Origin of the sequence: Arcanobacterium hippocoleae (assembly GCF_031456295.1) — a bacterium.
Lineage (GTDB): Bacteria > Actinomycetota > Actinomycetes > Actinomycetales > Actinomycetaceae > Arcanobacterium_A > Arcanobacterium_A hippocoleae.
In genome coordinates, this window is record NZ_JAVDUJ010000001.1 from 1,689,433 (window position 1) to 1,709,613 (window position 20,181).

Here is a 20,181-nt window from a genome sequence, read left to right on the forward strand (position 1 = left end):
GGTGGCGATGGGAACACAGTTTGATAATCCAAAGCGTGCAAATTTAGAGAATGAAATTGAAATTCCGGAAATATCTCTGCAGCTGTTAAAAGAAATTGCAGTGAACGCAAGTGAGGTAAAAGATGGAGATATTCAAATTTTGACGCACCAACTTGGGCGTGTGCCGCGTGGTCTGATTGGAATTGGGGCGCGATGCAGATGCGGCGCGCCTCTCGTGACGATTACATATCCTCGCTTACCGGATGGCTCTCCGTTTCCGACGCTTTTTTATCTCACCCATCCGTGGCTCGTGAAAGAAATTTCACGTATCGAAAGTGCAGGTGAAATGCTCGCATTGAATGCCGAGCTGGCATCAGACGAAGCACTTTTAGCAGCGCATAAAGCAGCCCATGAAAGCTATATTACGCGACGGGATTTGCTTGCGAAAGTATTGGAGATCGCTGATTTTTCAGCGGGTGGAATGCCTGATCGGGTGAAATGTTTACATGCCCTGGCAGGATATGCTTTGGCTGTTGGCGCTGGAGTGACGCCTTTTGGGGATCGTGTGCTTGCGCAGATTGGCTGGGATGCTGAGATCTGCCGGTGCATATTTGATCGCGAATAACAGTAACTGATGTGGATTTATTTTTTTTGAACAAAGGGAGAAAGATGAAGGTCGCGGGGATCGATTGCGGCACAAACACGATTCGGCTACTGATTTCTGAAATTTTACCGGGGAGAGTGAATGCACTTGGCGGGCCAGCATTGCGTGACTGCGTACGTGAGATGCGGGTGGTGCGCCTGGGCGCAGGGGTAGATAAAACTGGCAGGTTTAATCCGCAGGCATTGCAACGGACGCTGGATGCGGTGGCAGAGTATGCGCAGCTATGCAGGGCACATGAGGTTGTATCGATCCGTTTTGCGGCTACTTCAGCTACGCGTGACGCGGAAAATCGCGATATTTTTATTGACGGCGTGTATCGGCTGCTCGGTGTGCGACCGCAGGTGATCAGCGGAGAGCAAGAAGCGCTTACGTCATTTACAGGAGCCGTCTGCGCTGTTGATCGCAGTGATTTAGATTTAGCGGAAGATGCGCCGGTAATTGCTGTGGATTTGGGTGGTGGATCAACTGAGCTCGCATTAGGGACGCTGCGTGGAGAATTACTTTCATCGTTTTCAATGGATGTGGGATCGGTACGGATGCATGAACGCCATTTGGGTGCTAATCCTGCGGCGGCGGCAATTGCTGCCGCACGTGCCGATGTGCAAGCTTTCCTTGATACGGCTGAAATGCATGTAGATTTGGCTGCTGCACATGCATTGATTGGTTTGGCAGGTACTGTTACTTCGATTACCGCGAAATGGCTTGGGTTGGATGTTTATGATTCGCAGCGGATTCATGGTGCGAAAATGAGTATTTCGCAGGTGCAGGAAACTTGCCAGTGGTTTATTGATGCGAATTTAGCGCAACGCAAAGCTCTCGGATTTATGCATCCTGGCCGTGCGGATGTGATTCAGGCTGGTGCTTTGATTTGGCAGGAAGTGGTGCAGCGAGTGGTGCAGCGGAGTAAGGAAGCAGGGCATGAGATTTCGCATGTGGTCACTTCGGAACATGATATTCTCGACGGTCTGGCATTGTGGGCAGCAAATGAGCTGCAGTCTCCAGTGGGAAACTGCAGCTCAAAGGGCTAATATAGGTTAATTTTTTGGTGCTCAGAAGCAATTGCGAGCGCTTGCAGCTAATGTGTGATCTCTCACTTGCCTGCAGCAATTCGCTAACTGATTTAATCGGTAGGGGATTTTGAAGTATGGATTTCCGTGCGGCGAGCTTTGCGCATCCGATGATCGGCACGCATTTTTGCAGCTATCCCACCGAGAATTACTGAAAGTAAAGTGCCGACAAGTACTGCTACGCGAGCGTGCGCACCGGTTACTGAAAGCGGCGGGTAGGAGAGTGTCGCAATTAAGAGCGAGACGGTGAACCCAATTCCAGCGATCAGTGAGATCGGGATAATATCGGCAATCTTTAACGATTTTCCGAGGCGGAGCTTGAATATTGTGATCATCACGAAAACTGATCCGGTAATGCCGATGAGTTTCCCAAGTGGAAGCCCTAGATATACGCCGATTGCTGCCGGGTCTGCCACCATTGAAAGAATTCCGCCTGAATCTATCACATTTACTCCGGCGGCAAAGAATGCGAATATTGGCAGTACGAATCCTGCTGAATAGAACTCAATTTTATGTGTGAAACGTGCCGTCATCGGTTCGGCTTCTTGCTTGGTCTGGATCGCTGGTACCGTCAAGCCTAAGGCTACTGCCGATATTGTGGCGTGTACGCCGGACTGGAGCATGAAATACCATGCTAGTAAGCCAAGCGGCCACAAAATATACCATTTGGTGATGCGTTTTTGCACCAGAATCCCGAATAAGATCGTAATCACGAGTGAAATTCCGAGCGCAATAAAATTCAGATTGTCGGAGAGGAACACTGCGATCAAGATAATGCCTAAGAGATCGTCAACGACAGCAAGTGTCATGAGGAAGGTGCGGGCAGCTGGCGGCATACCTTTGCCAAAGAGTCCGAGTATGGCTAGTGCAAAAGCAATATCAGTAGCAACGGGAATCGCCCATCCGCCGTATTCGCCACTTTGTGAAAGTAACTGCACGAGTGTATAAACCAAAATTGGACCAATCATGCCAAATACTGCGGCAATCATTGGTACGAGTGCCTTACGGAAATCACGTAGTGATCCAATTGCGAACTCTTGCTTCAGTTCTAGCCCAATAATGAAAAAGAAAATCGCCAATAGGCCGTCAGCAGCCCAATGTCCTAGTGAAAGATTGAGATTTATTGCTGTAAATCCGATGTGGAAATTTGCAATATTTGAATAAAATGAGCGAACTTCTGGGAGTGGAAAATTTGCCCAGATCAAAGCGATAATTGCACCGAGAATCAAGACGAAACCAGCAGTGGTCTCATTATGAAGCGCCCTCCGGTAGCGTTGGGGAATTGACGGTTGCCGTGACATGGTTACCTTCTTCTATCTCTATTTTTCATAATTATACGTGCTGATTTTTTAGAATGCTGGATCCGATTATATTTTGATGGAAGAGCCCAGATTTGGGTATAACGTGCTGATCGAATTTTTCTAGTGCAGTGTTGGTTTTGGTATGGAACGGATTTTGCCGGTATGCTTGACGTGTTTGGAAGATTCTGATGGTACTTGCACTGATCGATGGTATCGGTAGTTAGTATCATGGCTCGATACAAACGCCTCCATAGCCCAATCGGCAGAGGCAGCAGACTTAAAATCTGTTCAGTGTGGGTTCGAGTCCCACTGGAGGCACTTTCATCAGGTTGATACTGAATATCAGCCTGATTTTTTATCTGTATTTTTTTCCTGGCACATGCTTTTAGATATGGTGCGGACGGGTTTGTGTTGTGCAAACTAATTGATAGTTCTCGAATAAATCGTTGGGAATCCTGATTTTATCTTGCTGATAAATTCTTATTCTTCGATTTTTATCAATTTATTACCTCGATTTTTATCGAGGTGGTTTTATTGACTTTATGGGAGAGTCGATATTCGTGTTATATTCACGCTCTGCGCGGAAAGTCTGAACGCAGATGAGCTTTTCCACTTCAATTCGTTAAACTAAGGGATAAGTAGAAGGTTTCTACCTGTTAGCTTCCTAATTGTGTTTCGTCTATAAATCAAGAAATACGAAGATCAAGCTAGGTTCTAACCTTGAGTAGGTGCCAGTATAATCTGTAAAAGATTATTGACGGTGGCATTTTGAGGAGAAAAATGAGCAACCCAATTATGGAGCGCAACCCGTACTTCAAAGCGGGGCAGGCGCGTCCAAACCAATTCAATCAAACTCAATATCAAACTGATTATTCTGCGCAGTATGCGGCATCAGGATTTGCTCCGCAGCAGCCAGCATATGTGCTGCAGCCAGAATCAGTACGCATGACGTATCGCGATGCGATGAATAAAACTGCGATTTTGCTTGCTACAACCTTATTTGCGGGAATTGCTACCGTCGTTGTGGCACCGGTCGGCTTATGGAGTCCGCTGGCAATTGTTGGTTCACTTATTGCCTGCGTGCTGGGAATGGTGATTGCTTTCAAGCAGCAAGTTTCAGCCGGGCTGAGCCTCGGATATGCCGCGCTGGAAGGCGTGGCTCTTGGTGCGATTACTGGTTTTGCGGATATGTATCTGCCAGGAATTGCTTTCCAAACCATTCTTGCTACTACCGTGATTGTTGGCGTCTGCCTTGCCTTGCACTATTCTGGCGCGGTGCGCACTACTTCTAAAGGAATGAAGTATGCGATGATCGTGGCTATTGGCGGGATCATCTTCGCGTTGGTGAATACAATCGTGATGATATTTGGCGGGCAAAACCTGCGCATGGTGACGGTGGCTGGCATTCCGCTCGGAGTATTGCTTGGTGTGCTGATGCTGTTCGTAGCAGCATATATGCTGATTGCTGATTTTGAAATGGTGCAATATGCCGTTGAAAATCAAGCGCCAAAGCAATTCGCTTGGACGTGTGCAACCGCAATCGTGATGACGATTCTCTGGATATACGTAGAAGTATTACGGCTGCTAATGATTTTCTACTCAGAACGGTAAATAATACTTTGCTGCAAAAGGCGGCGAAGTGAAAACGAACTAGGGGTGTGGGTTCACGATTCGATATTTTCGTGAACCCACACCCCTAGTTTATTGAAGCTGAAATGCTACACAGAAAAATTTTTCTCGCATCTTGCTGCTGCAGTGAATAGCTGCAGCAGCTGAAAATTTTAGTGTGCCCCAATAATATCAACTACAAACACAAGCGTATCCGTACCGGAAATACCTGCGCGCGGATTGCCGTTTTCGCCGTATCCCTTATTCGGCGGAACTGAAATCACCAGACGGGAACCAATTTGCTTTCCGACGAGCGCTTGATCCCATCCCTGAATTACCATGCCTACACCGATCGGAAAACGTGAAGGCTCGCCTCGGTAGTAGGAGGAATCAAAGATTTCGCCATTCCAGATCTGCCCGTGATAGTTTACTTCAATTTCCTGACCAGCACGCACAACAGCGCCAGTTCCTGCTTCAAGTACTTCTACGCGCAAACCCTTTGGTGCAGTTTCTACTGGGAATGTCAATGTTGGGGTGTCACCAAATTTACCACTGACGGTAGGCATGATTACTTCCATGAGGTTCCTCTTTCAAATATTATGAGCGGGATATAAGTTGCTTGAAATCTCGTGCACTGGCAAGAGAAAGTTTCCAGTATACTCTCACAATCATTGTAGTGATTGTCTCGTTTAATACTATCTATCTTTTATGGTTTTGAATAACCTGTTGGTGTGTGACGGCAAGTAAAAGTGACCTACCGTCACACATTTAACTAATCTAGGTGAAGTGGCCCAGCCCCTGGAATTGGGCATGCGATTCCTGACTTGCTGTGGCACCGGTAGCCGTCGGGATTTTTGGAGAGATACTGCTGATGAGCATCTTCCGCAGGGAAAAATAAGGTATCTCCGGGAGCGTGGATTTCGGTAATAATTTCACCTTTTCCATGCTGTGTCAGCACTTCCTGATATGCTGCTTTCAGCTCATTTGCGATTTGGAATTGGGTGTCTGTGGTGGTGAAAATAGCTGAACGATACTGGGTGCCAATGTCATTTCCCTGCCTGTGAAGTGAGGTAGGATCGTGGCACTCGAAGAATATTTGCAAAATTTCACCAATCGAAATTTGCTGCGGATCATAAACTACTCGCACAGTTTCGGTGTGTCCGGTGAGGCCAGTGCAAACTTCTTCGTAAGTCGGGTTTGGGGTGTATCCGCCCATAAAACCGACTGCTGTGGTTTTTACTCCAGCCGTCTCCCAATAGATTTCTTCTACTCCCCAGTAGCAGCCGGCGGCGAGAAAAATTATTTCACAGCCTGCTGGACGGTTGAGGATCTCAGATCCGTTCACGGCGTGCGGCTTTGGGGCGGAGAGAACGGGGGATTTTCGCCCTGATAGTGCATTATCTGGAGATACCATCTGTGGTTGCTTTAATGAAAGAAACATTCCGACCTTCAATCTGGAATCGAGAAGTGAGCAGCGCCCATGTAGGTGTGATCAGCGCATATGGCAGATGCAGGAGGGAAACAGATATCGCATTAGCTGCTGTTCGTTTTGGCGAGCTCGCGCTAGTAATTCTTACCCGCGCCAACCTGCATAAGTGAAGTCTTACGAAGCGAGATGGATTAAATCGTTTCGATATTGAGGATCTCCACCTGGAATTCTTTTCCATTCGGTGCGGTATAAGAGGTTTTATCGCCTACTCTCAAACCGAGAATTGCTGCGCCCAGTGGTGCTGTTTGCGGATAAACATCGATATCCATATCTGCGGATGCTTCGCGGGCGCCAAGCATGAAACGCTTCTGATTTTCGTTTACCTGCGCGGTGATGATCAGCCCGGGTGCTACTTTTTCGATGTCGGTTGGGTTATCGCCCACTTCTGCATGGTTGAGCAGGTAAGTGAGTTCTTGGATGCGCCCTTCCATTTTTGACTGTTCTTCACGAGCAGCATGATAACCGCCGTTTTCAGAAAGATCGCCTTCTGAACGTGCTGCTTCGATACGTTCAGCGATTTCTGCGCGACCGGTGGTTTTCAATGATTCAAGCTCGGCGGTGAGGCGCTCGTAGCTTTCTTTGGAAAGCCATGTGCTTTCTGCCATTTTTACTCCTTTGATAAACTGCACACGCGAACCTCCCGACGCTTGTCTCGTAAAAGATGAAATATCGGGAGACGGGTAAGTGTATTTTTGATGAAATGAGTCTATCTCATGTTTGCGTTATTGCCGATTTGAAGCCGATATTTTTCCTGCACGCGAAACAAGGTTGTGGCGGGAAACGGATTTATTTGCGCCGATTCCTGCCAAGGCGTAGATATGTTAATGAGCTAGTGGGGCGGGCTGAGATGAAGGTGTTTAACGGATAATGAACAATGCGAGCCAGATCGCTACGGCATGGCAGGCGTATCCGGCGACAGTGCCGAGATGGAAAAATTCGTGGAAGCCGAAATATTGTGGCCAGGGATTCGGCCAGCGAAATGCGTAGAAGAGTGCGCCAATCGTATAGGCTGCGCCACCTGCAATGAGTAGCACTACGACGGCTGGCGAACCGTTTTGCCAGAAGGTGGGTAAAAACCAGATTGCAACCCAGCCGAGAAGGATGTAGAGAATCACGTATAGCCAGCGCGGGGAATTGATCCAAAAGACGTGCATGAGAATGCCGATCAGTGATCCGCCCCAAATAATTGAGAGCACGATAGTGGCATCGCGTGGGGAAAGCAGCATTACCGAGACGGGGGTGTATGTGCCGGCGATGAGTAAGAAAATATTTGAATGGTCTAAACGGCGGAGAATTGCTTTTGTGCGCGGGTTCCAGTTGCCAATATGGTATGTGGCGGAGCAGCCAAATAAAACGAGGCCGGCGATGAGGTAGAGTACCGCGGCGAATGCTTGCCCGCCATTTGCTGCAAAAACGAGTAGCACGATGGAGTTTGCGAGAGAAAGCGGGGTGGAAATGAGGTGGATCCAGCCGCGAAGTTTTGTTTTCGGTAGCTGGGATCGGTGGAGTTTTGTATTTTTCTTTTGCTGGGTTTGCACGTGTTGGGATGCGGTGGAAGTGTGTTCGTTTCGTGTTCGTGTGGTGGAAAGTTTTTCCGTTTCGGTGGGTGATGACTTTGCCTTGATCTGGGCTGCCTGGCGTATTTTCACCATGATTTCTCCAATTTCCCGCTTCTCATATTTTGGGTAGCAGTGCTTGCTGTTAGTTTCGAGTGTATTTCCGAAAGTGTTTTCATTCCATTTTCTTTAATATCGGAGTGGATATTAGCCAGGAATCACACTGTGATTCAGTTAGACTTATTTTATTAGTGACCGAGTGGCTGGTAAAGCTGGGTGATTTTCATGCGCGTACCTGAGTTTTTATATTCGATTTATGAGCGGCGATTGAGTCGGCAATTAGCTGGGCAAAAGCTTCCTGCACATATTGGAATAATTTTGGATGGTAATCGTCGCTGGGCAAAATCTTTGGGAGTTGCTGCTTCGTCTGGGCATCGCAAGGGTGCAGATCGCGTGAGTGAAGTGCTTGGCTGGTGTGATGCTGCGCAGATTGAAATCGTGACACTCTGGATGCTTTCGACAGATAATTTGGCGCGGGCTGCTGGTGAACTGACTGAGTTGCTCGATATTATTGCGCGTCTAGTTGAGACGCTTTCAAGGAAAGGTCATTGGCGGTTATTACCGATTGGTGATTTATCTTTGCTGCCAGCAGCTATTGCGAAACGAATCAGTGATGCTTGTGCGTGTACAGCCAGTTTTTCCGGGATGACGGTGAATGTGGCGATAGGTTATGGCGGACGTCAGGAGATTACTCGGGCGGTGCAGTCTTATTTGCGTGAGCAGGCTACGCATGGCGTGCCTTTAGCTGTGGTTGCGGAAAATATTTCAGTGGAGTCAATTACGGATCACATGTATACGCGCGGGCAGCCTGATCCGGATTTGGTTATTCGTACTTCTGGCGAGCAGCGAATGAGTGGTTTTTTGCTCTGGCAGACGGTGCATACAGAGTTTTATTTCTGTGAAACTTACTGGCCTGATTTTCGGCGGACTGATTTTTTGCGGGCATTGCGTGATTATTCCTTGCGTGAGCGACGGCTCGGGAAGTGAATATTTTTGAATCGATCGGCTGGGGTGAAGAAGGATTTGCGGGTGAAATATCTCGACGTGCGGAGCAGGATTTTTCTTGCGCTCTTTGGTGCGGGAGGTTCTCGCCAAATAATTCTTAGATTTAAGATCCTTCTTGCAGAATGTGTGGTGAGATTCAGGCGGGTATACGGAGTTCTGTAGTTAGAGCGCGCCGACTGAGTAAAGGTCTGATTGTGCTGCTACTTCTTTTCGAGTAGGCGGATTTGCTCCGCGACGCTGGACGGTAATGCTTGCTGCTGTGGCAGCAAATTTGCCTAGCGAGACGAGCATTCCGCGGGAAATATTCGCCAGCCCGTTGCTGTTTTCTGCTCCGAGTACCGACATTTTTGCGAGCCCATCAATGAGGGCAGCCATTAGTGAATCGCCTGCCCCGACGGTGTCAACTATTTCTGCTTTGATCGCGGGCATGCGTACTTGGTGTTGTGTTGTGAATAGTTCAAGCCCGTTGCTGCCGTATGTGACGACGAAGAGTTTTACTCCAGCTTTCAGGCAGTGTTGTGCAATTTGTGCTGGTGTTTCGTTGGTGAAGACGGCAGCGAGATCTTCTTCTGAGGCTTTGAAAATGTCGATGTATGGCAAGAAGTTCGTGATTTCTTCGCGGACTCGGGTGGCTGGGCCAACGAGATCGAGCCGAATATTGGGGTCGTAGGAGATTGTGGACGTGCCGTGATAGAGGTCAAGCCATTCTTTGATTGCTTGATTTCCTGGCGCGAGATGTGCTCCGACTGACCCGAAGTGAACAAGTTTTGGTGCTGATTCGAGTAAAGCGGCACGCTCGTGGGGATCGGTGGGTGGGTGAGGGTAATTGGGGTGTATTTCAAAACTGTAGATACCTGACAGATCCTGCGAGAGGTGTGCGTGAGCTAGTGAAGTAGGGGTGGCTGTTACTGATCCTGGTTGTAACTCGACTCCTTCACGTTCACAGTAATCTTGGATTGCCTGCCCGTCGGCATCTTTCCCAATGTGTGTCAGGAGCATGACTTCGCGCCCGAGCCGGGAGAGCCCAATTGCAACGTTCAATGGTGATCCGCCCGGCTGTCTTGCGCGGACGGCATTATCGGCGTCATAGATCACGTCGATCAGCGATTCTCCAATTACGAGCAGCGACATGTTAGTCCTTAGGATTTTCTGTGCTTGTGTTGGTGCTTTTTGCTGATGCAGGAGCGCTGTTTTGGTGCGCTATCGTAACGGATGGGTCGGTGAAAGAAGCTGTTGGGTTTGGGCTAGTTGGGGTTTGTGTTTCTAGCTGATAATTTCCCTGTGCCTGTGCCTGTGCCTGTGCCTGTGCCTGTGCCTGTGCCTGTGCCTGTGCCTGTGCCTGTGCCTGTACTTGGGCGAGGCGCTCGCGTGCTCCTTCGAGCCATGATTCGCAGCGGCGTGCCAGGGCTTCGCCGAATTCCCAAAGCGTGATCGATTCTTCGAGTGGGATACTTCCTTGCTCAAGACGACTCACTATTTCTACGAGCTGGGCACGTGCTTCTTCATAGCTAAGGTTTGCAACTTTTGCATCGAGTTGAGCTGCTGTGCCTGCGGAGGAGGGTGGTTCATGATTCATGTTTTTCCTTTCCTGTGGCTTGTTTTGAGTTGCATACTTATTTTGCTGTCGGGTTTAGTTTAGTAAGGTATTGGCAGTTTTGGAATGAGTCTATTTTGCTTTTTATTTTTGGGTGAAATTATCGCTTGTATTTGTATTTGTATTTGTTTGAGAATTATTTACTTGCAGGGCGAGAGTGCCATCTTTCAAAATTGCTGCAAGTTTTGTGTTTGCTTTAACTTCTTTTGTGCTGGTGACGATAGTGCCGTCAATCCTATGTAACACACTGTATCCGCGAGAAATCGTTGAATATGGGGATAAAGTCCGCAGTTGTTTGAGTAAACCTGTGAAATCCGTGGTGGAAAGTTTAATTCTGTGTTGGATTTGGTTGCGGAGTGTGTAGTGCAGATTTTGGATATCTTCGTGACGGTTAATGACTAAGTTTTCTGGGTTTGCGAAGATCGGGCGTTGTCTGATTTGGTTGAGCTCATTTTGCATTATGTTGATCTTTTGCGTGAATGCATTGCGCATTCGTGAAAGAGCTTGATTTAAGTTTTGTTTTTCTTCGGTTACGTCTGGCACGATGCGTTTTGCAGCTGCTGTTGGGGTAGATGCGCGGTAGTCGGCGACGAAATCGAGCACGGGGTTATCAGTTTCGTGGCCGATTGCAGAGACGACGGGAGTGCTTGCTGCGGCAACTGCGCGCACGAGTTGTTCGTCGGAAAAGGGGAGGAGGTCTTCTACTGATCCGCCACCGCGAGCAAATACGATCACTGCTACATTTGGATCTGCATCCAGTTCTGCGAAAGCTTTCAGCATTGCTGGAACTGCTTCGGTGCCTTGCACTTGTACTTCTTTTACTGCAAATTCGGCGCTTGCCCAGCGGGCGCGCGCATTTACGATCACATCATGCATGGCTTTGGTGTTGCGCCCGCAGATCAATCCGATTTTTTGCGGGAGGAATGGGAGGGGAAGTTTGCGGTTTGCGGCGAATAGTCCTTCTGCTGCGAGCCGTTGTTTGAGTTGCTCAATGCGGGCAAGGATTTCTCCGATTCCCACAGCGCGTACTTCGTCGGCAAATAATGCAAGTGATCCGTTTCCTGCCCAGAAGTCTGGTTTAGCGCAGATCACTACGCGTGAACCGGATTCAATGCCGGCAGGGAGTGCGTGGGAGAAAATTTTTACGTTGATTGAGACTTTTTCTTCTAAATCGGCGAGTGTAAAGAATTGTACTTTCGCGTTTGGGCGGCGTACGAGGGTGATGATCTCACCTTCGACCCAGAGACGTGACATTTTGCTTACGTACTCGGCAATTTTTGTCGAGAGCAGGCGTAGCGGCCACGGCTGCTCTGGCGTGGTGTGAGCTGCGAGTTGCGGAAGATGTGACGGTATCGGGGTCTGTTGTTTCATAGCTGTAATTGTTTCACTTCCTGCTGGTAATGTGGGGGCATAGCGGTTGATACGGGAGGAATGTTGATGGCAAATATCGAAGGCGGAAGTATGGAAAGGACGAAAGTCTCGCTTGCGGGTGTGTCTGCTTTTCCAACAGATATGCCGTCTGTGCCCTCACCGGAGGGGAAGAAGATTCTGCTTGCAACTCCACGCGGTTATTGTGCGGGGGTGGATCGTGCAGTGGATGCTGTTGAGAAAGCGCTCGAATTGTATGGTGCTCCAATTTATGTCCGCAAAGAGATCGTGCACAACAAGTTTGTGGTGGAAACGCTTACGCAGCGAGGGGCAATTTTTGTTGATGAAATCGAAGATGTGCCGTATGGGAAAAGGGTTGTTTTTTCGGCGCATGGTGTTTCTCCGGTAGTTCACGAGCAGGCGGATGAGCGGCAATTGATGACGATTGATGCTACCTGCCCGCTGGTGACGAAAGTGCATAAGCAAGCGGTGCGTTTCGCGGGCGAAGATTACGATATTTTATTGATCGGGCATGAAGGGCACGAGGAAGTTGAAGGCACGCAAGGTGAGGCTCCGCAACATATTCAGGTGGTGAACGGTCCGGATGATGTTGCTGCAATTGAGGTGCGTGACCCAAATAAAGTGGTATGGATTTCACAGACTACTCTTTCGGTTGATGAAACGATGAAAATTGTGCAGAGTTTGCGTGAGCGTTTTCCAAATCTGATCGATCCGCCCTCTGATGATATCTGTTATGCCACGCAGAATCGGCAGGGTTCGGTAAAGGTAATGGCTCCGCAATCTGATGTGGTGATTGTAGTTGGTTCAGCCAATTCTTCTAATTCGGTACGGTTGGTGGAAGTGGCGCTTGAGGCTGGAGCTGGTGCAGCTTATCGTGTGGATAAGGTGAGCGAGCTTGATCCGGATTGGTTTACCGGTGCGCGCACGATTGGCGTTACTTCGGGAGCTTCCGTGCCTGAGATTCTTGTTCGTGAAGTAGTGCAGTGGCTGAACGATCTGGGATTCACTGAGGTGGAGAATGTGAAGACGGTGCGTGAGGATGTGCGTTTTTCATTGCCAAAGAATCTCCGTTCTGATTTGAAGGAAGTAGGAATTGAAGTGGATCGTCCGCATCGTCCGCGTGACAAGGATGTGCCGGTATCTAATGCACGTTCGAGTCAGAACACGAAGTGAATCTAAAATAGATTTTCATCGGGGTCTGATTCTTGAATCGTGAATCTTGGATCGACAAATTGCCGCACTTGCCCTGCTTCCGCACTGATCTGCAAAGCTGTTTGCGTTAATTCCAGCCCTTCCGTTTCGATCGAATCGAACTGCCTTGCAGTGGTTAGTACGCGTGATTCTAATGAACCTAATGCGGAATTGTAGTGTTTTACTGAAGCGCTGAGAGACTTTCCGAGTGAGTTTAAGTGTTTTGTTGTAACGTTTAAGCGATCAATCAGTGTGCGCCCAAGATTCACGATTTTTGCTGCTTCAGTGGTAGCTGCAGATGATGCCCAAATCGTGGCAATTGCTCGCAGTAATGCAAGTAGTGAAGTAGGTGAAGTAAGCACTACGCCGTCACGAAAAGAATTCTCAAGCAGTGTTGGATCGCGCTCAAGTGCTTCAGCAAGCAATGCTTCTGAAGGTACAAACAGCACTGTGAGTTGTGGAGAATCGGTAAAATCTGCAGGATAATTCCGTTTCACTAATTCTTTTACATGCGCAGCCAGCGCTTTTGCGTGCGCATTAAGATATTGCGCTTTTGCAGCGATTTGCGTAGCATCGCTGCCGGTGATCGCTTGTGCTTTCAAATATGCGCTGAGTGGTACTTTTGCGTCTATCGCAAGATGCCCTCCATTCGGTAAGTGAACGGTAGCATCAGGGCGCAGCCCACGTTTTTCGTTACTTAAGATTCCGTCCGTGAAATTAGAACTTTGCTGCTGCAAACTAAAATCTACGTGCGCGATCATCCCAGCTGCTTCAAAAATACGTTGCAACTGCATTTCGCCCCAATTTCCGCGCGCGGATGTGGAACGAAGAGCGGAGCTGAGCTCATTTGCAGTGTTGCGTAACTCTGCCTGTAATTTTGCATCATTGGCAAGCTGATTCAGTAATTTTTCTGATGCTCCGGCAGTATGCTGATCAAGCTCAGATACTTGCCGATTCACTAAATCGAGTTGCTTTTGCAGCGGGGTGAGCGCTTGGAGTAGCTCACCGTGCTCCTCGTGGCGTGCAGATAGCTCACGATTCGATACGCGTAATTGCTCCAATTGCCCTTGCGTGAGTAAAAGTTCTTCACGTAAAGCACTTGCCTTTGATTCTACCTGCCGTAATTGGCTCGCATTCTGGAATTTAGCTGCGAAAAAACCAGCTGCGCTACCGATTGCAAGCATTACAAGCATCATTATTACTACATTGATTTCCATGAAAACAGATTAACTGACCGCTCCCTGGAAAATTCCTTGCTTTTTCGATAAAGCCTGAAATTAAGCGGAAAAGTGATCTTTGTGAGGAAAAATCTGATTCTGCAAGCACGCCATCAGCCCCCGCAATACGAATAAAACGCAAATTTTCCTGCGGCAAGCCGAATTTCACACCCGAAACTCAGGTGCATCCCCAAATTCGCACAAACACGCCATTCCCACTAGACTTAAGCGCGTGGCTTTAACAATTGGAATTGCAGGACTCCCAAACGTCGGGAAGTCAACTCTTTTTAACGCGCTTACTCGCGCAACCGTGCTTGCGGCAAACTACCCGTTCGCAACTATCGAACCAAATGTTGGTGTGGTGCCTTTACCAGATCCGCGGTTGCAAAAACTCGCCGAAATTTTCGGATCGGCAAAACTTTTACCGGCAACAGTGTCGTTCGTGGATATTGCGGGAATCGTGCGCGGTGCTTCAGAAGGTGAAGGGCTGGGAAATCAATTCCTTGCAAATATTCGTGAGGCAGATGCGATCTGCCAGGTCACGCGGGCATTTGCGGATCCTGATGTGGTGCATGTAGATGGAAAAGTGGATCCGGCAGCCGATATTGAAACGATCACTACAGAGCTTGTGCTTGCTGATATACAAACACTGGAAAAGCAGTTGCCGCGCCTGCAAAAGGAGCTGACCGGAAAGAAAATTGAGAAAGAAGTAGTGGAAACAGCAAAAGCTGCACTTGCGATTCTTGAACAGGGCAAGACGCTTTCTGCTGCTGGCGGAGGTCTTGATCCAGACATCTTGAAGTCGTTCCAATTAATGACGGCGAAACCGTTTATTTATGTATTTAACACTGACGATGCTGGCCTTGCAGATCAAGAAATGCAGGAAAAACTACGGGCACTCGTTGCGCCGGCAGAGGCAATTTTCCTAGATGCGAAATTTGAGGCAGAGCTGGTAGAGCTTGCAGAAGATGAAGCTCGCGAGATGCTCGCGGAAGCAGGGCAAGAGGAATCAGGGCTTGATCAGCTCGCCCGTGTTGGATTCGATACGCTCGGATTGCAAACGTATCTCACTGCTGGTCCGAAAGAAGCCCGCGCCTGGACGATCCACAAAGGGTGGACGGCCCCGCAGGCGGCTGGCGTGATCCATACTGATTTTGAGCGTGGCTTCATTAAAGCGGAAGTAGTATCTTTTGCCGATCTGCTCGAATATGGCTCGATGCAAGAATGTAAAGCACACGGCAAAGTACGCATGGAAGGCAAAGAATACGTAATGCAAGACGGAGATGTTGTGGAGTTTCGGTTTAATGTGTAATCATTATCGGCATTGATAATGATTTTCGCGATTATCTTATTCCGCTATTGCTGTTCAATCTGAAACTAACCTGCAGTATCCGGTTCGTATAGGCTGGTTTCAGATTGATCGATTAAGAGAAAATTTATGCATAGATAAAGAAAATACTAGTAGGTTTAGGACGAACGATGTTTGAAATGGGCAGTCTTGCTGACTGGATTTCGGCAGTCGGCGGTCTTCTTGCTGTTATCGCAGCTTCGATGAGCTGGAAGTCCAGTCAGCGAATGCTGAATATTGAGCAGAATCGTGATTCAAAGCGAGCACTTGCCATGCGGCGTGAACAGGCGGAGCTAGTGTTTGCGGTGGGTGCATGCTTGCCTAATCGAGATAAATCAGAACAATGGGCAATCTATATTTACAATGGATCAACCAAACCAATTTTTGATATTAAAATTGAAAGCCAAAAACTTGATGGCCGCGCTCCGAATAAGCCTCTTGCCTTGAGCGTGATACCTCCGGGGCAGTTCGTCGTTCCAAGTCATCCGGTTTATCATTGGGGAACACTTGTTGACTTGTCCTTGAAACCAGAAATTGTGGATTTGCTTGTTAAGGGGAAAGGTGCGGGGATGATTACTAGGTTTGAATTTGCAGACTCTTCACATCAAATCTGGACAATCGGTGCTGCCGGGCAGCTGCACTCAAAGCAGTAAGCATAATTACTAAAAATGAATGTCTTTTACGTGCGGCAGCGCCAGATCGTGCAAGATCACCCGCAGTTTCGGGATGTCTGCCGGAAGGCGCGCGAGTGGCTGGTGGCTCCAGAGTCCAACTCCTGAGGGATGCTGCTACTAGTGAGCCGGTAGCGCGAACAATCCGGCGCTAGTCATGCTGTAAGTTATTAGCTAGCTATAAGCTAGCTAATGTGAGATTATGGTGAATAGGACGGAGAAAGGAACAGCTATGGCACGAAGTGCTACGGTGTTTGCTCGGGTAGAACCAGAAGTAAAAGAGAACGCCGAAGAGGTGTTAAGTAAACTTGGTATCCCTATGAGCAATGCGGTGGATATGTTTCTGCGGCAAGTAGTAATCCAAGGTGGAATACCGTTTGCGCTGACTAGCCGTCCGCGCACAGGTGTGCCTGTGGCGCATGCGAGCTTGAGTGAAGCAGAGTTTCGCGATGAACTCCAAAAAGGGCTCGACTCGATTGCGGCTGGTCGCACCGCTACAGCTGACGAGGTAGATGCAGCAATGAGCGCGCTTCGCGCCAGTGTGAGCACAATCGGACGTTAAAATGTGGGACATCGCCTATTCGGCTGAGGCGCAGGCGGACTTGGCCGACATTTACGTCTACCTTGCTTGGGATTTGGGTGCTCCGTAGGTGGCGAATCATATTGAAGAGGCAATCAGATCAAGGATTCGTAGCCTCGCTGAGTATCCTTTGCGCCACAGAGTGCTAGACGATCTAGCGATGGGTGCTGTGCAAGTGCGAGTGACTAAGGTAGGCAATTATGAAATCTTTTATCATGCGGATGAGCTGACTAATTCAGTAGTAGTCGTGCGGATTCTGTATGCTGGTCGCGACATAGCTGAACAGTTAAGAGGATGAATTAGTTAATCACGAAGACTACTACTACGGTGCCGAAGAATATCGAGAGTGAAGTGTACTGGGTGGAGTTTCGATTCAACGTGTAATAGTCCCAGGGAAATGTTTTGGGTGAGTGAGATCTTCAGCCCGTCTTTACCCAGAATCATGGTAACTGAATACAGCGTCTTCGAAATTCGCGCTATACTACAGTAAATTTCGGTGCGGAAGATTGTATCTTGCACTGAATATATAAGATCTGCTGCGCAGCCTATTTCATCTAGCTGGCGGTAAAATAGTGCAAAACAAGTCGGTTCAATAATGAAAAGCGGATACTGCGTTTGGGAAGTGAGATGCATCTGTTGGCAGGTGAAGAAAATTCTCAGACAACGGCTTTTCAGAAAAAAGTACCTTGGTATCAGCGCTGGTGGTTCCGAGCTGAAGTAGCATTACTAATTACAGCAATTTTGAGCTATTTGCTTTTGCTAAGTGAAAATTTCTTCCCTACAGGCACGGTTTATGTGTGGTGGCTCTATAATTTTCTTTTTATTTTGTGCGGGTGCACGAGTGCTACACAGGTATTGGTGCTTGCGGCAATGCTGGCAATTGTGATTTATAAAATATGGATGCTGTCAGTATTGCGAAAAAGATTTTCGGAGGGATGGAAAATAATTGGCGACGGGATCTATCTGCTGATTAGCTCGGTGTATGCTGCGATAGCGTGTGTAGTTACTGGTCTGTTGCTGCTTTTATCATTTGGCGAATTATATGAGAGTGTGCCGGAGCATGTGCGTGAACATGAAATGTATCGTGTTTGTGATGATGTGGGCATGTATTGCCAGTGGGATCTTGCTTTTCTTGGAGATCCTAGTGAAACATTCACGAAAGTGTATCGAACTCATGGTGTTTTGATGACGTATATTGAAACTCTTCCATCTTTAGATGTTTATCGTTCGATGGCAAAGTGAGTGTGAGTTCAAGATTTGCATGTGGGATTTTATGTTGAGTTTTGTTGTACTGGTTTTGGGAGTGATGACTCGTAGCTGTGGGGATGAATTGAACATAATCTATCCAGTATTTGGAATAGCTTCACGTGATGTGGTGAATTCAAGTACCATATATCGGTGAAGTTCTTGAATGATTTGAAACCCAGTTTTGATTTAACCTATGACGATGTATTCATGGTGCCGTCATACTCGAATGTTGGATCTCGCAATAATGTGGATCTGAAAACCGCAGACGGCACGGGTACTACGATCCCGCTGGTGGTCGCGAATATGACGGCAATCGCCGGGAAGCGGATGGCTGAAACCGTGGCCCGCCGCGGTGGTCTGGTGGTGATCCCGCAGGATATCCCAGTCGATGTGGTAATCGAAACTGTACGTAAAGTAAAGTCTCGGCATCTGGTTTACGAAACTCCAGTGGTATTAAAACCACATCATACGTGTGGGTATGGGCTGACGCTTCTCCCGAAGCGTGCCCATAAAGCTGCGGTAGTGATTGATCCGGAAAGCAATATTCCACTTGGGATGGTGGCTGAATCGGATCTTACGGGCGTGGATCGTTTCACGCAATTGCGTGAGGTGATGAGTACCAAGCTGATCACGATTGCTGAAGGCACTGCTCCGCGGGATGCTTTTATCCAGTTAAAAGAGGCGCATCTTAATTTTGCGCCAGTGGTTGATGCGCAGGGGAAGCTCCTTGGCGTGTATACGCGTGCGGGCGCGCTGCGTTCGACGATTTATTCGCCAGCAGTTGATGCCAATAATCAGTTACGGATTGGCGCGGCAATCGGGATGAATGGTGATCCGGCAGGGAAAGCACAGCAGCTTGTAGCAGCTGGTGTAGATGTGATCGTGGTAGATACTGCGCATGGGCATCAGGAAAAAATGTTGGCAGCAGTACGGCAGGTACGTGCAGTGCTTCCGGCAGATTTCCCGATCGTGGCGGGAAACGTCGTGGCTGCAGCTGGTGTGCGTGATCTCGTGGCAGCAGGTGCTTCGATCGTGAAGGTCGGCGTCGGGCCGGGCGCGATGTGTACTACACGGATGCAGACGGGTGTGGGGCGTCCACAGTTTTCGGCAGTGCTTGAATGTGCGGCTGAGGCTGCAAAATTTGGTGCACATGTGTGGGCGGATGGCGGTGTACGGCATCCGCGTGATGTGGCGCTGGCGCTTGCGGCAGGTGCATCTAATGTGATGGTTGGTTCTTGGTTTGCCGGTACGTATGAATCTCCTGGTGATTTGCGTTCGGATGCTGACGGGCGGATTTATAAGGAATCTTTCGGGATGGCATCGAAGCGTGCGGTGCGGAACCGGACGGCTGCGGATTCTGATTTTGATCGGGCCCGGAAGGCGCTTTTTGAGGAAGGCATTTCGGTGGCACGGATGTATATAAATCCTGAACGTCCGGGTGTGGAAGATTTGATTGATCAAATTATTTCTGGTGTCCGTTCGGCATTTACTTATGCTGGTGCGCGCACGATAGGTGAATTTAGGGAGCAGGCAGTGGTGGGCTTGCAGTCTGCTTCTGGTTATCGTGAAGGTGCTCCAGTGCCGCAGTCATGGTGACGAATATCGGGTAATCACAGAAAGCGGCGGGGATGCGCTGCAAATCTAGCGCATCCCCGCCGCTTTCTGCTGCCGAAGGGGATTAGCGTGGCAGGGGCGTGATCAGGCTTGCTCCCGGGGGATATGTATTTGCCGCAATATTGACGATGGGCGCGATTCTGATCATGAAGACGAATCGGATGATGAATCCGAAAAATCGCGCTTTGCGAGAAAAGTTGATTATTAAATAACAATGTAACAATTTCTGTGAAATCAGAAAATCGCGATTGAGCAGGCTTTTTATAATTTTTCTGGAAGAATTTTGCGAAAACCGTTTTATTTTTTCACAATCTGGGTATATCATCGAAAGTAAATCAGCGCTTTGATTTAAATATGCAATATGATTTGCGCTGCACTTGTGAAGAATACTAATGAAGAGCACTTCAGATTCTCGGGGGGGGGGGCAGTAGTAGCTGTATCTAACGCATTTCGTGCACGGAATTTTGTAATTAAGCTCAGCTGTCAGCCCCGAATATTGGTTGTACCCTGGTATTCCTCTGCGCTCTGCTCACAAAAATTCTAGATTGCATCTGATGCTGCAGCTCTACTCTCGGCAATCTGTATTGTCTAGATAGGGAT

The 20,181-nt window shown here is 48.4% G+C and carries 21 protein-coding genes and 1 tRNA gene; 13 read left to right on the forward strand and 9 right to left on the reverse strand.

Features of this window, described 5'->3' with window-relative positions:
• Positions 1 to 7: 7 nt before the first annotated feature.
• Both J2S36_RS07135 and J2S36_RS07140 read left to right on the forward strand, forming a co-directional pair.
• Positions 8 to 604 (forward strand): DUF501 domain-containing protein, encoded by a 597-nt coding sequence (locus tag J2S36_RS07135; protein ID WP_309956924.1) that lies wholly within the window; start codon positions 8 to 10, stop codon positions 602 to 604.
• A 44-nt stretch (positions 605 to 648) separates the two neighbouring features.
• The gene (locus J2S36_RS07140; protein ID WP_309956926.1) at positions 649 to 1,671 is read left to right on the forward strand and encodes a Ppx/GppA phosphatase family protein; all 1,023 of its coding nucleotides are present in this window, start codon (positions 649 to 651) and stop codon (positions 1,669 to 1,671) included.
• 92 nt (positions 1,672 to 1,763) lie between these two features.
• On the opposite strand, the gene nhaA is transcribed toward J2S36_RS07140, so the two are convergent.
• Positions 1,764 to 3,011, reverse strand: a complete 1,248-nt coding sequence (gene nhaA / locus J2S36_RS07145; protein ID WP_309956928.1) for a Na+/H+ antiporter NhaA — start codon at positions 3,009 to 3,011, stop codon at positions 1,764 to 1,766.
• 244 nt (positions 3,012 to 3,255) lie between these two features.
• Between nhaA and J2S36_RS07150 the strand changes: the two genes are divergently transcribed.
• Positions 3,256 to 3,329: transfer RNA gene (locus tag J2S36_RS07150), tRNA-Leu, on the forward strand.
• Positions 3,330 to 3,791: 462 nt separating this feature from the next.
• On the forward strand, positions 3,792 to 4,622 hold the full coding sequence (locus J2S36_RS07155) for a Bax inhibitor-1/YccA family protein (protein ID WP_309956930.1): 831 nt from the start codon (positions 3,792 to 3,794) through the stop codon (positions 4,620 to 4,622).
• A 170-nt stretch (positions 4,623 to 4,792) separates the two neighbouring features.
• On the opposite strand, the gene J2S36_RS07160 is transcribed toward J2S36_RS07155, so the two are convergent.
• Together J2S36_RS07160 and msrA are read right to left on the reverse strand one after the other, a co-directional pair.
• On the reverse strand, positions 4,793 to 5,197 hold the full coding sequence (locus J2S36_RS07160) for an FKBP-type peptidyl-prolyl cis-trans isomerase (RefSeq protein ID WP_309956932.1): 405 nt from the start codon (positions 5,195 to 5,197) through the stop codon (positions 4,793 to 4,795).
• Between the two features lie 194 nt (positions 5,198 to 5,391).
• A complete protein-coding gene (msrA, locus tag J2S36_RS07165) occupies positions 5,392 to 6,033 on the reverse strand; it encodes a peptide-methionine (S)-S-oxide reductase MsrA (protein WP_309956933.1) in 642 nt (213 codons plus the stop codon).
• Positions 6,034 to 6,047: 14 nt separating this feature from the next.
• Between msrA and J2S36_RS07170 the strand changes: the two genes are divergently transcribed.
• On the forward strand, positions 6,048 to 6,218 hold the full coding sequence (locus J2S36_RS07170) for a hypothetical protein (RefSeq protein ID WP_309956935.1): 171 nt from the start codon (positions 6,048 to 6,050) through the stop codon (positions 6,216 to 6,218).
• A gap of 21 nt (positions 6,219 to 6,239) precedes the next feature.
• On the opposite strand, the gene greA is transcribed toward J2S36_RS07170, so the two are convergent.
• Together greA and trhA are read right to left on the reverse strand one after the other, a co-directional pair.
• On the reverse strand, positions 6,240 to 6,713 hold the full coding sequence (greA, locus tag J2S36_RS07175) for a transcription elongation factor GreA (RefSeq protein WP_309956937.1): 474 nt from the start codon (positions 6,711 to 6,713) through the stop codon (positions 6,240 to 6,242).
• A gap of 252 nt (positions 6,714 to 6,965) precedes the next feature.
• On the reverse strand, positions 6,966 to 7,760 hold the full coding sequence (gene trhA / locus J2S36_RS07180; RefSeq protein ID WP_309956940.1) for a PAQR family membrane homeostasis protein TrhA: 795 nt from the start codon (positions 7,758 to 7,760) through the stop codon (positions 6,966 to 6,968).
• Between the two features lie 189 nt (positions 7,761 to 7,949).
• On the opposite strand from trhA, the gene J2S36_RS07185 reads away from it, so the two are divergent.
• Positions 7,950 to 8,711, forward strand: a complete 762-nt coding sequence (locus tag J2S36_RS07185) for an isoprenyl transferase (RefSeq protein ID WP_309956941.1) — start codon at positions 7,950 to 7,952, stop codon at positions 8,709 to 8,711.
• A 180-nt stretch (positions 8,712 to 8,891) separates the two neighbouring features.
• On the opposite strand, the gene J2S36_RS07190 is transcribed toward J2S36_RS07185, so the two are convergent.
• From J2S36_RS07190 to xseA, 3 genes are all read right to left on the reverse strand, one after another.
• Entirely contained in the window at positions 8,892 to 9,860 is a 969-nt protein-coding gene (locus tag J2S36_RS07190; RefSeq protein ID WP_309956943.1) for a carbohydrate kinase family protein, read from the reverse strand.
• A gap of 1 nt (position 9,861) precedes the next feature.
• Entirely contained in the window at positions 9,862 to 10,305 is a 444-nt protein-coding gene (locus J2S36_RS07195) for an exodeoxyribonuclease VII small subunit (protein WP_309956945.1), read from the reverse strand.
• A gap of 102 nt (positions 10,306 to 10,407) precedes the next feature.
• On the reverse strand, positions 10,408 to 11,694 hold the full coding sequence (xseA, locus tag J2S36_RS07200; protein ID WP_309956946.1) for an exodeoxyribonuclease VII large subunit: 1,287 nt from the start codon (positions 11,692 to 11,694) through the stop codon (positions 10,408 to 10,410).
• A 141-nt stretch (positions 11,695 to 11,835) separates the two neighbouring features.
• Here xseA and J2S36_RS07205 point away from each other — a divergent pair, with 141 nt between their 5' ends.
• Positions 11,836 to 12,885, forward strand: coding sequence for a 4-hydroxy-3-methylbut-2-enyl diphosphate reductase (locus J2S36_RS07205; protein ID WP_309957513.1), 1,050 nt, complete (start codon positions 11,836 to 11,838; stop codon positions 12,883 to 12,885).
• Between the two features lie 2 nt (positions 12,886 to 12,887).
• Here the strand turns inward: J2S36_RS07205 and J2S36_RS07210 are convergent, their stop codons facing one another.
• On the reverse strand, positions 12,888 to 14,120 hold the full coding sequence (locus J2S36_RS07210; protein WP_309956949.1) for a DNA recombination protein RmuC: 1,233 nt from the start codon (positions 14,118 to 14,120) through the stop codon (positions 12,888 to 12,890).
• Between the two features lie 232 nt (positions 14,121 to 14,352).
• Between J2S36_RS07210 and ychF the strand changes: the two genes are divergently transcribed.
• The 6 genes from ychF (at position 14,353) to J2S36_RS07235 (ending at position 19,563) form a co-directional block, all read left to right on the forward strand.
• Entirely contained in the window at positions 14,353 to 15,432 is a 1,080-nt protein-coding gene (gene ychF / locus J2S36_RS07215) for a redox-regulated ATPase YchF (RefSeq protein WP_309956950.1), read from the forward strand.
• 167 nt (positions 15,433 to 15,599) lie between these two features.
• Positions 15,600 to 16,121, forward strand: a complete 522-nt coding sequence (locus tag J2S36_RS07220; protein WP_309956952.1) for a hypothetical protein — start codon at positions 15,600 to 15,602, stop codon at positions 16,119 to 16,121.
• Positions 16,122 to 16,371: 250 nt separating this feature from the next.
• Positions 16,372 to 16,701 carry a type II toxin-antitoxin system RelB/DinJ family antitoxin gene (locus J2S36_RS07225; RefSeq protein WP_309956954.1) on the forward strand — a complete coding sequence of 110 codons (330 nt, stop codon included), beginning with the start codon at positions 16,372 to 16,374 and terminating at the stop codon, positions 16,699 to 16,701.
• Positions 16,702 to 16,789: 88 nt separating this feature from the next.
• The gene (locus J2S36_RS08630; RefSeq protein ID WP_374717334.1) at positions 16,790 to 17,017 is read left to right on the forward strand and encodes a type II toxin-antitoxin system RelE/ParE family toxin; all 228 of its coding nucleotides are present in this window, start codon (positions 16,790 to 16,792) and stop codon (positions 17,015 to 17,017) included.
• Positions 17,018 to 17,346: 329 nt separating this feature from the next.
• Positions 17,347 to 17,961 carry a hypothetical protein gene (locus J2S36_RS07230; RefSeq protein WP_309956956.1) on the forward strand — a complete coding sequence of 205 codons (615 nt, stop codon included), beginning with the start codon at positions 17,347 to 17,349 and terminating at the stop codon, positions 17,959 to 17,961.
• Between the two features lie 156 nt (positions 17,962 to 18,117).
• Positions 18,118 to 19,563, forward strand: a complete 1,446-nt coding sequence (locus J2S36_RS07235) for a GuaB1 family IMP dehydrogenase-related protein (protein WP_309956958.1) — start codon at positions 18,118 to 18,120, stop codon at positions 19,561 to 19,563.
• Positions 19,564 to 20,181 lie beyond the last annotated feature (618 nt).